The following is a 13990-nucleotide window of genomic DNA, read 5'->3' on the forward strand; positions in this document are numbered from 1 at the left end:
GTGCGTGACGTTCGAGTTCGGCTACGAAATTCGAGAATGCGGCCTGTCCGATTTCGGGCTCGACGGAACCTCCGACACGACGCGCTGGGGCTCCAGCACGCTGCCCCAACACACGGCGCCCTTACCGACCGGGCCGCCGTCTGCACGACCGACGCAGACGCCTCGGCTGCGGCGCAGCATGGCTCGGGTAGGACGCGAACGCAAGACTGAGGGTGGTATACAACGCGTCGTGAACGGACACATACCGACGGTCGATGATCTGGTGCGGGCGCGCGAGGTCTTCGGCGCCCACGAGCCAAGAGACGTCTTCTACCGGGCCGCCACTGATTTGGTCGAGACGGCGTTGCGCGGAGCTGGATCTGTCAGCGTTGCTGAGGCGATAGCGGTTCTGCTGCAGACCTGGAACCGCCCCTACTATCAGTATCGCCCCGCTGACGCCGCGCATTTCGAGGCGATGGAACGGCTCCTCACCCGGCATGAGCTGTGGCTGGCAGAGACGCGGGTGCGATCGATCGATTCCATGTCGGACGTTGACTCCGAGGCCGTATCCGCCGTCTTCCCGGAGTTCGAGGCGCTGCTCGGTCCTGTCGGTGCGGCCAAAGCGTTACATCTCCTGGCGCCGTGTTTCCTGCCACTGTGGGATCGCAGGATCGCGGCAGCGTATGGTCTGGGGCTCGGGCCGGTGGGTACGAATCAACGACGCTACGTCCGGTTCATGCAGCTGACTAGGGAACAGAGCCTCCGCGTCGGTGGAGAGCGGGCAGTAGGCCGCAACATCATCAAGGCGCTGGACGAGTTCAACTACTGCCGATTCACCAAAGCGTGGATGTAGCAACGTGGCCGTGAGGCACAGGGTCGAGGCATGAGTCCGCCGCCGATGGTTGACGCCGCAATCGCAGGGTCTGCCGCTCCGCTCGGCTACCTATGCCGACTGCACACCGGTGCCGCGCTGCCGTGGGACGACGGCGGCGGTGGCTTCGGCGGCGGCGTGGGAGAGCTCGGGGAGGACGTCGCCGTAGAACTTGGCGGTGAAGTGTGGGCTGGAGTGGCGGAGCCGGTTGGAGATGATCCTCATTTGGACTCCGGCGGCGAGGCCCATGGTGGCGGCGCCGTGGCGGAGGTCGTGGAGTCGGATGGGTGGTAGTCCGGCTTGGGTGGCGAGGTGGTGGAAGTGGTCGGTGACGTCGGCAGGGTGGAGCCGACCACCCGTGGGTGTGGTGAACACGAGTCCGGTCTTGGTCCAGGCAGCACCGGCGGCGAGGCGTTCGCGGTGTTGCCGGGTGCGGTGGGCGCGTAGGACCGCGACGGTTTCGGTGTCGAGGGCGACGGTGGCTTCGCTGTCGGTGGTTTTGGGGGTGTCGATTGCGGTGGCCCAGCCGTGTTGGACGAGTTGCCAGCGGACGGTGAGGGTGGCTGCGTCGAGGTCGAGATCGTCCCAGTGCAGGCCGCAGGCTTCACCTCGGCGTAGGCCGGTGAAGGTGATGAGGTGGTAGAGAGCGTAGAGCCGGTCGTTGGCGTCGTGGGTGTGGTCGAGGAATTTGCCGGTGTGTTCGGGGGTCCAGATCATGACAGGGCTGGGCGTCTTGCCGGTGTCGCGCCACGTCTTGATGCGTTGGTCGGTCCAGATGGTGGGCTTGGGTGGTCGGGCGGTGGGGAGTTCGATCATGAGGGCGGGGTTGGTGTCGATGTAGCGGTGGCGGCGCATCGCGTCGTTGAGGGCTTTGCGCAGGGTGGCGTGGATGACGTGCATCGTTCTGGGGCCGACGATCCGTTGGTTCTTGACCTGATCGCGTTTGGCGGGGTCGCGGCTGGCGCGCAGGGTGGCGATGGTGGTGTTGCGTTCGGCGATGGCGTCGTACATGGCGTCGATGTGGCCGGGGCGGAGCCGGTCGATGCGCAGGTGGCCGAGGTACGGGATCAGGTACAGCCGAATGTGTCCTTCGTAGGAGCGCAGGGTGCCTGCCTTGATGGTCTTCCGTCCGGCGAGCCAGTCCGTCAGGTACGCCTCCATGGTGGGCAGTTCGGTCGGGGTGATGTCCAGGTGCAGCGCCCGACGGATCTGATCCGGGGTGGGGATGGGTGCGCCGGTCTTGACGGCGCTCTCGATCAGGTCACCGGTCTTGACGGTGGTGTGCGGGTCGGTGGGCTCGGGAACGGCCAGGGCGGCGCGGATGCGGTCCAGGATCGCGTCGGCGTCGGTCTGGCCAGCGTAGGGGCCGTGGCGGAGTGGGCGGCGGGTGCCGTCGGCGCGGGCGGGGATCTCGATTTGCCAGTGCCAGTGGCCGTGGGTGCGGGACCAGCCGCCGCCGGGCCGGCGCAGTTGGGGGCAGGAGCGTCCGAGTCGCCGGCCGGTGGTGTCGCGGCAGCCGCAGCGTTTGAAGGTGGATCCCTTCACGGGTTGTCTCCTGGGTGCTCGGCGTGGTGCCGCCAGCGGTGGCGGTGGTAGTCCGCTGGTGGCGGGGTCGTTGCATCCACGCTCGCCACGGGGGCGGAATCAAGTCCCCGACTGTCGTCGGGGGCCGGGGCGTTTTCGTCGAGGAGGAGGAGTCGGAGGAGTCCGGCGACGGGGACGATGATGCGGGTGCCGGCGCGGATCAGCGGTGTGGGGAAGGTGTCGGTGGCGGCGAGGCGGTAGGCCTGGGATCGGCTGATGCCGAGGACGGCTGCGGCGGTGGGCAGGGTGGTGGCGGCGCCGAGCGCACGGATCCGCTCGGCGGTCCACGGCGTACCGGCGGTTGCCGGGTGCGGACTGGTCGTTCGGGTGTCACGGGTCGGGGCGTCGGTGTTCACGGTGTCGGTTCTCCTGACTGCGGTTGACGCTGATGCGAGGCGAGCGAGGTGGTGGGCGTAGGAGCGACGAGCACCGGGGTCATCGGTGGGGCACTGTCACCGGGCGCTCCCCCCGCCTCCTGGTGATGAGACGCGGGCGCCGCAGGCTGGCCGGCTTTGAGGATCTTCAGCAGGTGCGATGCCCTGGTGTTGGACACGGTGTATCCGCTGGAGCGCAGCGCGGCTGCCAGGGCGGCGCGAGTCAGCGGCTTGCCGTCGGCGGCACGCTGCTCTTGAACACGTCTGGCGGCGGCGAGCAACTCGTCGGTGGGGTGGGTGGACGGTCCGCGTCGTGACGTCCGGCGTCGGTGGACCGGTCCACCAGTACGGGAACGGTCCGGTCCGTGGTGATCCTGATGGTTGCCGGTGTCGTGGACGGTCCGTGCGTTGGATTGTCGGTCCGAGTCCGGCGGGGTGGACCGGCCGTCGCGGTCCCCGTTCGGGTGGGCCGGGATGACGGTGGTGGACCGGTCCGCCGGCTTGGCGGTGGACGCGTCGGCGCGCACTCGGACGGAGCTGCCGTCGGTGTAGCCGAGGGCGATCTTGACCATGACGAGGAAGCCGAGCGCGGGCACGGCTGCGGCGATCCAGCCGATCGGTGACGGCTCGGCTTCCACGACCTGCGCCGCGAGGGACAACGTCACCGCGCAGGCCAGCACCGTCGCCGGGAACACCACTGACACGCCGGCTCGTTTACGACGGCGCAGTTCCAGGCCGGAGGCGACCGACATCAGTTCCAGCACGATCGCGTCCGCCCACGCCAGCCAACCCGGCTGCCCGTGAGCGGCAGCGACGTCACGGACGTGGGTGAAGCTGGCCGCGCCAGCCGCCCCACCGATAGCAAGCATGATCACCACCTGGACGAAGCCCTCGGCCCGGCTCCGTCCCGAACTGGCATCCGGATCACCTGGTGGAGTCGTGGTGGACCACCTCCCCGGACCGGAGCACAACCGCCCGCGGTCCCCCGGACCGGACGAGTGGACGGACGGTCCCGACACACCGGTCCGGGACCGTGAGTGGGCTGGTCCGGACGGGGAGCGCGGACCGGCCGGGTGAGGGCCGGGACGATACCTCGGGCCTCGCACTGTCAGGGCGGTCCGGTTCTGTCACCGGTCTGTCGGCCGCCTGCGGTGAGACGCTGACAGACCGGTGACAGGGCCAGTCCGCTGCGGTGTCGTACGCGGACGAAGTGGGGACGGTGTTCGGGAGGCTGTCGAGATTCACGCCGCCGCCTCCCCCGCCAGATCGCCCTTGTCGGCGACCCACACCGCCAGGTCGGCGAGCGTCGATCGTTGGCCGTCGCCGCCGGGCACAGCCCACACCTCCTGCGCGGGGCACAGGCCCGCCGTGGTGGCGTGGTCGCGGGCTCCGGTAGCGACCGGCACCAGCGTCGGCGTTTCGGCCAACACGCGGCGTAGGTTGCGTTCCCGGGCGGTGGAGTGCAGCCAGAACAGCACCGGCCACACCCGCCCCAGCGCGGCGAACCACTGCCGGTAGCCGGTCAGCTTGCCGGTCAGCACCGACAGCTGCTCGCCACCGGTGTCGTACTCGACGAAGAACGGCACCCCGACACCCCGCACCATCCACAGGCCGTATCCGTCCGGACGGACCCGAGGTTGATAGGCGCGCACCAGAGCCGGATCCTCCGGCCGCGTGAACATCCCAGAGCGTTGGCATGCCGCCTCCGACAACCACTCCCCCAGGCGGGCATCGGGGTGGGTGCGGGCGTAGCCGGCGAGGTCGGTGAAAAAGTCGTTCACCCCAAGCCGGTGTTCCAGGGTGCGGCTCGACGTCCACCGTCGCCGCTCCACCCGCGCGTGATCACGCCGCGGCGGCCGCTCATCCCGGCCCGCGGCCACGACCTCCGCACCGAGCTGGTCAATGACGTAGTGATACGGGTACGAGCCACCATCGGCGCGCTGCGGCCGGAACCTGGCCACCAACCGCAACCGGTACAACGTCAACAACCGGCGCTGGCAGAAATCCAGCGACGGGAACAGGGCATGCGCGATCTGGAACGAGGTCAGCACCCCGTGGTCGTACAGCCAGCCCAGCAGCACCCGATCACGGGCCGTCAGCTGCGACTGGACCCGCAGAACCGGATCATCCATCCACCATCACCTCCTTCTCCGATACGCATGTGGTCTCCCCAGGGGGAGAGTCCCGAGACCAGCAGGGGTCTGTCGCCGGACAACCAGCCCATCACTGACAGACCAGCTGACCTGCAATGTGAGAACAGACCAAAGGTCCGTCCGGGGGGCCGGTTGAAGACCGATACCAGCCCGGACGGCAAGCCCGACCCCCGAACGGGGGCCAAGCCGGGAACTGTCACCACCACCGGCCACGGCGGTGGTCGAAAGCATGGGGAACAACAACGGAACTCCTTGTCGATAAGGTCACCGACGCCGGCCAAGCACGGCACCGGGTGCATACACGGGGATCGCCCGGCAGACGCCCAGCAGCGGACGAGGGGGCACCGGCAGCAGCCCTTCCTGACCCGGGGGTCAGAGTGGGTAAGCGCTGCCGCCACTGTGGAGTTGTCAAGAGAAGCCCGCCCCAGGTGGCGCGTAGACGGGTACGCCACGGTGCCGCGCCAGCGGTCAGTGACCCTGACAGCGACGCACGGAAGGCGTACCGCAGCGGGAGGTGCGTTCAGGCGCGATCAGCTCTGGGCCTGGGCCTCGCGCGAGGGGTGGGCAGGGCGGCGCCGAACCCGGCAGCCACCGACGGGGAGGCTGCGGCGGCGCACCGGCTCAACCAGCCGGGAGAAGATCCTTCATGGCGTCCCCCTGTCACTCAGAACCCTTTGACCGCCCGCCCTAGTCCTGAGGGCCCGAACGACAGGCGACGCTCCGAAGGAGCGCACCAGATCGGCCGATCGAACCCGGCAGGCAGACCCTCAAACGGTCGCGTGCATCCCAGTACGCCTCCGCCAGCAGTGCCCTGTCAACCAGATACACCAGCGGTCGATCATGACGGATCCGGATCCAGCAGGACGCGTCAGCACGGGCTGACCCGCATTGGTCTCCGCCAGCACGAATTCCCCGCGCGAACAGGTGAAAGAATCTTCTAGCGCAGTCGCCCGTGTCTCGTTATTTGAGATGTATCCCCCGCCACCTCTTGCGCTCGGAGCGAAGCTGAGGGCCACCGCCCCACGGTCGGCGGACCAGCTCGATCCGGGCGAAACACGCGAGGCGAGGCCGTAGGGTCGGTCGCGTGGCCGAGACACAGACCGAACCTGATCTCTCCTACATTGCCAACGTGACGCGCGTCCGCGCAGCCGCCGGCATCATCCTGCGCGACGAGGCCGGCCGGGTGTTGGTGGTCCACCCGACCTACAAGGACGTGTGGGAGATCCCCGGCGGGACAGTGGAACCAGACGAGTCCCCAGCGGACGCATGTGTCCGCGAGGTCAGGGAGGAACTGGGCCTGTCGGTGTCCGCAGAAGCGCTGCTGTGCGTCGACTGGGTGCCGGCCAGCCCACCGTGGGACGGCGGACTCATGTTCGTATTCGACGGCGGAGTGCTGACAGCGGACCAAGTCGCGACGATCCGCCTGTGCCCCGACGAGATGGACCGGTACGACTTCATCGAGCCGGAACGCCTCGACAAGGTGTTGATTCCTCGGCTGGCTCGGCGGGTTGCCGCAGCAGTCGCCGCAATCGGACATGGCGGCGTCTACCTGGAGGACGGAGTCGCGACCTCAAGCAGGTAGTCCGCCGCACTGCCCCGACTCGCGGTGCACGTTGATCCTGATGGCAGCGCCGGGCACAATCGCCGGGTGATCGCGAGCGTGTTCTTCGATGTGGGCGAGACCATCGTCGACGAGTCCCGGGAGTACGGGACATGGGCGGACTGGCTCGGGGTTCCGCGCCACACCTTCTCGGCCGTCTTCGGGGCGGTCATCGCTCGCGGCCTCGACTACCGGGAGACGTTCCAGGTTTTCCGGCCGGGCTTCGACCTGGCCGAGGAGCGGGAGCGCCGGACGGCGGCGGGACAGCCGGAGTCCTTCACCGAGGAGGATCTCTATCCGGATGCTCGGCCGTGCCTGGCCGCGCTACGCGAGTCGGGGCTACAGGTTGGCCTGGCCGGCAACCAGACGGCGCGGGCGGAGACGATCCTGCGTGCCCTGGACCTACCGGTCGACGTGATCGGCACCTCGGACGGCTGGGGTGTGGAGAAGCCTTCCGCCGCGTTCTTTGACCGCGTGATTGCCGAGGCAGGATGCCCGGCTGACCAGGTGCTCTACGTCGGGGACCGGTTGGACAACGACATCCGGCCGGCGCAGGAGGCGGGTATCGCGACCGCCCTGGTCCGTCGCGGCCCGTGGGGTTACATCCTAGGTGACAAGGCGGTCAGCGACCGGTGCCTGTTCAAGCTCGACTCCCTGGCCGAGCTGCCTGACCTCGTACGCAAGCACACGCGTCGGCACGCTAACTACCCGGCAGCGCGGCGCGGCCGGCGGTGAGAGTGGCGACGCGTTCGTCCAGCAGGGTGCCGTGTCGGCTGTCGCCGAGCATGGGACGGACGGCTCGGACCCGGTCGAGGCCGACGCCGTACCAGTCGTTCTGCAGGGCGTCGACGGCCTGGTTGAGATAGTCGGCGGCCTTGTCGCCGTCTTGGCCTTGGGCGGTGGCGAGGTCGGCAAGGACGACGCTGCGCTGCTTGGCACCGGTGGTGGTGAGCGCGGCGAGTGCCTGGTTGAGCTGGCCGGTGGCTTCGCCGTGGTCGCCGCTGGCGAGGGCCGCGTAACCAGCGAACGAGTGCAGGCGACCGTTGTCGTAGAAGTCGAGCCATTCGGGCGGGGTGCCGTCACTGTCGACCGCGCCTGCGGCGAGGTCGATGTGGCGACGGCTGGCGCCTGCGGCTCCGGCACGCGCCTCGACTTCCGAGGCGACGCAGTGCAGCCATGACCGGACCGTGGGGCTGACGCCGTGCCAGGTGTGCTGGAGAGCCGCGTCGATCAGTGGTCGGGCGTTGGCCGGCTGGTGGCCGAAGGCGGGAACGAACGCCATGTGGCCGAGGACGGCAGCGGCCAGGGCGTGGTCACCGGCCTCGCGGGTGGCGGCGAGGGCGACGTCGTAGCAGCGTTCGGCGATAGCGGGTTGGCTGAGGTCGAAGAAGGCGAGCCGGGCGGTGAGCAGCGCGGACTCCGCGAGTGCGGAGGCGATACTGGTCCGGCTGGTCCCGGTGGCAGCGCGCAGGAGCCCGATGCCGAGCTGGGTGTGGGCGTAGGCGGCCTCGTAGAGCGGCCGGGCCGGGCTGGTCCAGTACAGCTCGCGTTGGCAGCTTACGATCTGCCGGTACGAGTCGGGGTCGACGGTCTTGCCGTCGGCGTGTGCGGCGTCCGGGTCAAGGGACAGCAAGGGCGCGACCAGGGGCAGCATGCTGGCACCGACCAGCGCGCGTAGCACGGATGCGCGGTCCCAACCGTTGCCGTTGTCCTCTCCAGTGAGCATGTCCCACAACCTCCTGAACTCGTGCAGTGTCTCCGCGTCCGGACGTACGGCCAGCTCGTCGGGAGTGAGCAAGCCGAGGTCGCTGGCCGGCCTACCGAAGATCGCGACCAGATGTTTGCGGTACCGCGGGTCCGGCCACCGCTCGCCGATCTCCCACCGCCGGACGGTGTTGGCGTTGAGCCCGGTGTCGGTCTCACCGGTGCGGCTCATCTCGGTGCGGATGCGTTCGGCGACCTCCTCGTAGGACCAACCGCGTTGGAGTCTCTCCCACGCTAGCCGCCGGTTCGAGGGGTAGCGCCGTCCCGCCATCGCGCACCTCCGGGCATCGCCTGTCGACATGGATCACGCTAGCCAGTCCGGCTACCCGTCGTCACCACGTGGTTGCAATTGGACGGGTAGTGGACGGTACCGGTCCGCTGCCGTGGACGGTTCGCTATTGCCGGACGTCGAAGCCGCCTGCTCCGGGCTGGCCTCGATGGTCGCCGACCAGTCCCGTCAACGACATGAGGTTCATGGTGGACACGTCGCACCGACCCGAGATTGCGTCGCCCCGACCGGATCCCATTGCTACGACGGCGGTCGGCTTCGGTGCCGTGAGGTTGACTCCGCGTCCGCGTACTGCCAACGAGGCTGCGCAGGCGAGTGACCGGCGAGAATCCACTCGCCGCCTCCCGGTCGCGGGCCCGCCAGGCTCCCGGCGGGCCCGCAACATAGGTCGCCGATTCCGCGTGCCCGACAGCCGTTCGCAGGTTGCACAGCCGGAAGCGGAACCGAGGACGCAGCGGCGATGACTCTCTACATCTCCCGACATGCCACCGCGGCGACTGCCAACAGCCCCACCAGCCCGGTCCGCACTGATCCCGTGCGCGTGGCCCAGCGAGCGGATCTCCCGCGCGTCGACCCGCCCTTGTTCAACCACGTCTGGCAGCGGCTTTTCGAGCAGACCATGCGAAAGGAAGAGCATCGATGATGTCTCGTGTCCTGGTTACCGGTGCCGCCGGCTTCATCGGCTCGCACCTGGTCGACGCGTTGCTGGCCAGGGGCGTCACGGTCGTTGGCCTGGACCGTCGTCGACTCGGCGAGCATCCGTTGGCAGACGAGAACCTGGCCGGTGCCGCCGCCAGTCCCCTCTTCTCCTCCTACTGCCTGGATCTGGCCGTGGACCCGCTCGACGAGGTCATGGCCGGCTGCGACACCGTCTTCCACCTGGCCGCGAGACCCGGCGTTCGGCCTTCGTGGGGTCGCGAGTTCCTCGACTACACCCAGGCCAACGTTCTCGGCACGCACCGGTTGCTCGATACTTGCGCCCGTCAGGGTGTACGCCGATTGGTCGTCGCCTCGTCGTCAAGCGTCTACGGACCGGCCGACCGACCCAGCCGCGAAGACGACCCGACCTGCCCGGTGTCCCCGTATGGGGTGAGCAAGCTCGCCGCCGAGCAACTCTGTCTCGCCTACGCCCGACGCGCCGACAGCGCGCTGAGTGTCGTGGCGCTGCGCTACTTCACCGTGTACGGGCCCCGGCAGCGTCCGGATATGGCGATCGGCCGGATCCTGTTCGCCGCCTACACCGGATTTCCGGTCACGCTCTTCGGCGACGGCAGCCAGCGACGGGAGTTCACCTACGTGGGCGATGTCATTGCCGCGACCCTCGCCGCCGGCCACCTCGATGGCCGAGCCGAGGTCGTCAACATTGGCGGCGGTGCCAGCGTCTCGATGCTGGCGCTGATCGACGAGACGGCCAAGGTCACCGGCCGCGAGGTGCCGGTGAAGGTCGTGGGCGCTCAACCCGGCGACGTTGCCGCGACCGCAGCCGACCTCACCCGCGCCGGCCGACTACTCGGCTACTGGCCCACCGTCGGGCTCCGCGAGGGCCTTACCCGCCAGGCCACCTGGCTGGTCAACCTTCCCGGCGATCGACTCGCCGCCTTTGCCTCCTGACCGCCACAGAGGAGTCCCACATGATCGTGCTGACCGCTGGTTCGGCGAGTGAGCTGTTCACCGCCGCCTGCCAGGCCGTACTGCTCAATGGTCGCGTCGTATGTCCGCGTGACCTCACCACGACCGAGGTGATCGGAGCGCACCTGTGCCTCACGAATCCCCGGCGGCGACTCGTCGACGTACCACCTGTCAGGGTGATCAATCCCGCCTTCGCGGTCGCGGAGGCGCTCTGGATCCTCTCCGGTTCCGACGCCCCCTGGATCTTCGACTACAACGACAGGCTGCGCATCTACGCCGACGACGGCGTGCTGCGCGGCGCCTACGGGCCGCGGCTGCGCCGATGGGACGGCCAGATCGACCAGCTCGACGCGGTACGGCAGCAGTTGCTCAGGGACCGGGATTCACGGCGAGGGGTGATCCAGCTGTACGACCCGTCCCGCGACCACCGGGGTTACCGCGATGTGCCCTGCACCCTCGGGTACCGGTTCTTCATCCGCGACGGGCGGCTGATTATGCACACCAGCATGCGCAGCCAGGACTTGTGGCTCGGCTTTCCGTACGACATCTTCACCACCACGCTGATCCACGAGTTGATGGCGGGCTGGCTCGGCGTCGAGCTTGGCGAATACCACCACCATGTCGATTCCTTGCACCTGTACGCCGACAACGCAGAGGCAGCCGCCGCTTCCTTGCAGGGCACCGAGGGCACTGCGGAACTGGATCCGGTCGCCGTTTCCTGGCCCGACCTCGATGCTCTGCTCCAGCGTGTGATCTCCGGGGACGCCGGCACTGCGGACAGTTCGGTCTGGGACGCCTTCGGCCGGACTCTCGCCAGCTACCGGGCCTGGAAATCCGGTGAGCGCGACCAGGCACGCAAGATCGCCGCCGACACTCCCGATCCGCTCGGCCTCGCCCTGGCGACCTGGTACGACCACCTCACCTCGCGCACGCCAGGCGGCCGGTGATGATCGCGCAACGGTCCGCCCATGATGCCGAGGTGTTACTTGGGCTCTGCGCCTACACTCACGACTCGGCTGCGGCACTCCTGGTCAACGGTCACCTGATCGGCTTCGCCGAAGAGGAACGCCTCGACGGGGTCAAGCACAGCAAGGCGTATCCGGCCGAAGCCGTGGCCTGGCTCCTCGACCAAGCCGGTCTCACCGCGAACGACGTGACGACGGTGGCATACAACTTCGACGGTGGCCGCTACCTGTCGGCGCTCGGGCAACTCCCCGCTCACCTGGCGAGGGCCTCGACCCGAAGCCGGGCGACTCCACGCGCACGCAGCTTCCTCACCGTGCAGCGCCGATACCGGGCACGCTTGCGGGATCTGTCGCTACGGTTCCCGCTCGCGCGACTCGTCCCCGTGCTGCACCACCGTGCACACGCCCTCTATGCCTTCCTCGCCGCCGAGGTGGACGATGCGGCGGTCCTGGTCGTGGACAGTCTCGGCGAGCTGGAGACCACCACGATCTGGCACGCCACACACCGCGATGAGCAGCCCTTCCGCCTCCGGCTGGCCGAGTCGGTCAAGGATCCCGCTTCGCTCGGTTACGCGTACGGCGCCGTGACCGAGCACCTCGGGTGGCGGCGCGGTGACGAGGAAGGCACCGTCATGGCGCTGGCCGCCCTTGGCGACCCGGCCCGCTTCCGTGACCTGATGTCCCGCGCGATCCGACTGACCACGGACGGGTTCACTCTCGATCCGAGCCTGCTTCCGCTACGGGTGCTGTCCAGCCGGTACCGCCGGACCAGCCCGACGTTCACCGCCGCCGCATGCCCGCCCCGACCGCCGGACGCCCCGGTCGAACCGGTGCACGCCGACCTCGCTGCCGCCCTGCAGGAACGCACCGAGCAGGTCATGCTGCACCTGGCCAGACATGCCGCGCGGCTGACCGGCTCCGGTCTGCTCTGTCTCGGCGGCGGCGTCGCGATGAACTGCGTCGCCGCAGGGCAGATAGCCCAGGCCGGCGTTGTCGACGAGGTCCACATCCCGCCCGCGCCCGGAGATTCGGGCACCGCGATCGGCGCTGCCGCAGCCGCCTGGCTCGACGCCACCGGCCGCCCACCCACCGGCATCGGCGGGCGCTGCTACCTCGGCCCGGCCTACCCCGACCTGGCCCTACCTGCCGAGCCACGGCCCGGCCTGGCCGCAGCACGCCCGGCCGAGCCGGTCCAGCATCTCGCCCGGCAACTCGCCGACGGGGCGATCGTCGGCCTCTTCACCGGCCCACTGGAGGCCGGGCCGCGCGCGCTGGGTAACCGGTCCATCCTCGCGTCGCCTTTCGCCCCTGAGGTCGTGGACCGGTTGAACGGCACGGTGAAGTTCCGCGAGCCGTTCCGCCCTTTCGCTCCGATGGTCCTCGCCGACAAGGCCGCCGACTATGTGCGGCTTCGCCGGCCCTCGCCGTTCATGTCCATCGCCGCACCGGTCACCGAACTGACCCGGACCGGCCTACCCGCGATCGTGCACGGCAACGGCACCGCCCGGGTCCAGACCGTGACCCGCATGCAGCACCCGTTCCTCGCGAACGTGCTGGCCGCCTTCGGCGAGATCACCGGACACCCAGTGCTGATCAACACCTCGTTGAACATCAAGGGCAAACCGATCTGCGGCACCCCGGACATGGCCCTGGACTGCCTCGTCGAGACCGGCCTGGAAGCCCTGCTCATCGAAGGCTGGTGGGTGACGAAGTGCTGATCGGCTACAGCTTCTGGGGATTTCTCGGCTCCGGCGTCGTCGACACCCCAGACGGCGGGCGCAGTCACCGCCGGCCCTTGGTTGACGGGCTTCGCCAGGCCGGCCACGACATCGTGTTCCTCCAGCTCAACCGTGACCTCTGCGACGCCGGCCTCGACCTCACCAGCAGCTACCGGTGGGATGTCGGCCTACCCGAGCTCGACGCGTTGTTCCTCGAATGGCGCTGGCCCATCCCCGGCCGCAACACCACCCCGTGCGGCAGGCCCGGACACACCTGCGACCTGCACCGGCAGGCCGAACTCGTCGCCCACTACACCCACCGGCTCGGCACCCCGACAATCCTCTGGGACAAGGACAGGCAACTCGACCCGGCGGATCCGCTTCGCCGGACCGGCAACGTCACCATCTGCGAAGCGGCCATGCACCCGAACCCAGGGGCGACGCCGCTGCTCTTTCCCGTCGCCGACGCGATCCTCGACCGCGCCGACCCCACCAGGCTCGCTGCCCAGAACCGCTCGACGCCGCTGGTCTACGTCGGCAACCAGTACGACCGTGACGAGGCCTTTGACACCTTCTTCGCTCCGGCAGCCGCACACCTGCCGCACCTGATCGCCGGCAAGTGGACCGACACTCACCGTTGGCATGGCCTCAACTTCGTCGGCCGGGTCCCGTTCCCACAGGTCGCCGCGATCCACGCCGACGCCCTCGCCACGGTGCTGCTGTTACCCGACCGCTACGCCGCAGCCGGCCAGATCACCCAACGGATCTTCGAAGCGGTCCTCGCCGGCTGCGTACCGCTGCTGCCCACCGGTGTCCGCGGCGCCGCCGAACTCGTACCGGCGAGCCTGCACGTCCGGCACGCCACCGACGTACGGCACCGGGTCGGATGGCTCGCCGAGATCGCCGGGACCAACGACCACGCCGGCCTGATCGACGACTGCCTGCGCCGTCTTGACCCGTTCCGGCTTTCCACCCAGCTCGGCGTGCTCGATCGTCTCCTACGCCATCCGGAACCGGCGCCGTCATGACCCGCCGTGTCCGCTCAACTTCGCCCCGCACCGCCC

General features: G+C 69.0%; 12 protein-coding genes. 7 read left to right on the plus strand and 5 right to left on the minus strand.

Translation table 11 applies throughout. From position 1 onward, the window contains the following. Positions 1-4 precede the first annotated feature (4 nt). On the plus strand, positions 5-832 hold the full coding sequence (locus O3597_RS19430; protein WP_281601972.1) for a hypothetical protein: 828 nt from the start codon (positions 5-7) through the stop codon (positions 830-832). Positions 833-922: 90 nt separating this feature from the next. Here the strand turns inward: O3597_RS19430 and O3597_RS19435 are convergent, their stop codons facing one another. From O3597_RS19435 to O3597_RS19450, 4 genes are all read right to left on the minus strand, one after another. Further along, a complete protein-coding gene (locus O3597_RS19435) occupies positions 923-2395 on the minus strand; it encodes a site-specific integrase (protein WP_281601973.1) in 1473 nt (490 codons plus the stop codon). Then, positions 2392-2790: a hypothetical protein gene (locus tag O3597_RS19440; RefSeq protein ID WP_281601974.1), complete on the minus strand. Its 399-nt coding sequence runs from the start codon at positions 2788-2790 to the stop codon at positions 2392-2394. The genes O3597_RS19435 and O3597_RS19440 overlap by 4 nt, the downstream gene beginning before the upstream one ends. After that, a complete protein-coding gene (locus tag O3597_RS19445) occupies positions 2787-3677 on the minus strand; it encodes a DUF2637 domain-containing protein (RefSeq protein WP_281601975.1) in 891 nt (296 codons plus the stop codon). The genes O3597_RS19440 and O3597_RS19445 overlap by 4 nt, the downstream gene beginning before the upstream one ends. Before the next feature lie 372 nt (positions 3678-4049). Further along, entirely contained in the window at positions 4050-4940 is an 891-nt protein-coding gene (locus O3597_RS19450; protein ID WP_281601976.1) for a replication-relaxation family protein, read from the minus strand. Positions 4941-6045: 1105 nt separating this feature from the next. On the opposite strand from O3597_RS19450, the gene O3597_RS19455 reads away from it, so the two are divergent. Beyond that, positions 6046-6543: an NUDIX hydrolase gene (locus O3597_RS19455; RefSeq protein WP_281601977.1), complete on the plus strand. Its 498-nt coding sequence runs from the start codon at positions 6046-6048 to the stop codon at positions 6541-6543. A gap of 66 nt (positions 6544-6609) precedes the next feature. Beyond that, entirely contained in the window at positions 6610-7296 is a 687-nt protein-coding gene (locus O3597_RS19460; RefSeq protein WP_281601978.1) for an HAD family hydrolase, read from the plus strand. Here the strand turns inward: O3597_RS19460 and O3597_RS19465 are convergent. After that, the gene (locus O3597_RS19465) at positions 7262-8596 is read right to left on the minus strand and encodes a helix-turn-helix transcriptional regulator (RefSeq protein WP_281601979.1); all 1335 of its coding nucleotides are present in this window, start codon (positions 8594-8596) and stop codon (positions 7262-7264) included. The genes O3597_RS19460 and O3597_RS19465 overlap by 35 nt on opposite strands. Before the next feature lie 657 nt (positions 8597-9253). Here O3597_RS19465 and O3597_RS19470 point away from each other — a divergent pair. Genes O3597_RS19470 through O3597_RS19485 form a run of 4 tightly spaced genes read left to right on the plus strand, consistent with a single transcriptional unit; the run spans position 9254 to position 13954 of the window. After that, complete coding sequence (locus O3597_RS19470; protein WP_281601980.1) at positions 9254-10225, plus strand: NAD-dependent epimerase/dehydratase family protein; 972 nt, start codon at positions 9254-9256, stop codon at positions 10223-10225. Between the two features lie 20 nt (positions 10226-10245). Further along, on the plus strand, positions 10246-11190 hold the full coding sequence (locus O3597_RS19475; RefSeq protein WP_281601981.1) for a thymidylate synthase: 945 nt from the start codon (positions 10246-10248) through the stop codon (positions 11188-11190). After that, entirely contained in the window at positions 11190-12926 is a 1737-nt protein-coding gene (locus O3597_RS19480) for a carbamoyltransferase C-terminal domain-containing protein (protein WP_281601982.1), read from the plus strand. Before O3597_RS19475 ends, O3597_RS19480 begins: the two co-directional genes overlap by 1 nt. Continuing rightward, positions 12908-13954, plus strand: coding sequence for a hypothetical protein (locus O3597_RS19485; protein ID WP_281601983.1), 1047 nt, complete (start codon positions 12908-12910; stop codon positions 13952-13954). The genes O3597_RS19480 and O3597_RS19485 overlap by 19 nt, the downstream gene beginning before the upstream one ends. Positions 13955-13990 lie beyond the last annotated feature (36 nt).

This window comes from Verrucosispora sp. WMMA2044 (genome assembly GCF_027497155.1).
Taxonomy (GTDB): domain Bacteria; phylum Actinomycetota; class Actinomycetes; order Mycobacteriales; family Micromonosporaceae; genus Micromonospora; species Micromonospora palythoicola.

What these genes read in the sequence shown, in the direction of transcription:
- O3597_RS19445 (WP_281601975.1), bottom strand. Translation starts at nt 3,677, where the DNA reads ATGCTTGCTATCGGTGGGGCGGCTGGCGCGGCCAGCTTCACCCACGTC.
- O3597_RS19450 (WP_281601976.1), bottom strand. Translation starts at nt 4,940, where the DNA reads ATGGATGATCCGGTTCTGCGGGTCCAGTCGCAGCTGACGGCCCGTGAT.
- O3597_RS19465 (WP_281601979.1), bottom strand. Translation starts at nt 8,596, where the DNA reads ATGGCGGGACGGCGCTACCCCTCGAACCGGCGGCTAGCGTGGGAGAGA.
- O3597_RS19470 (WP_281601980.1), top strand. Translation starts at nt 9,254, where the DNA reads ATGATGTCTCGTGTCCTGGTTACCGGTGCCGCCGGCTTCATCGGCTCG.
- O3597_RS19475 (WP_281601981.1), top strand. Translation starts at nt 10,246, where the DNA reads ATGATCGTGCTGACCGCTGGTTCGGCGAGTGAGCTGTTCACCGCCGCC.
- O3597_RS19480 (WP_281601982.1), top strand. Translation starts at nt 11,190, where the DNA reads ATGATCGCGCAACGGTCCGCCCATGATGCCGAGGTGTTACTTGGGCTC.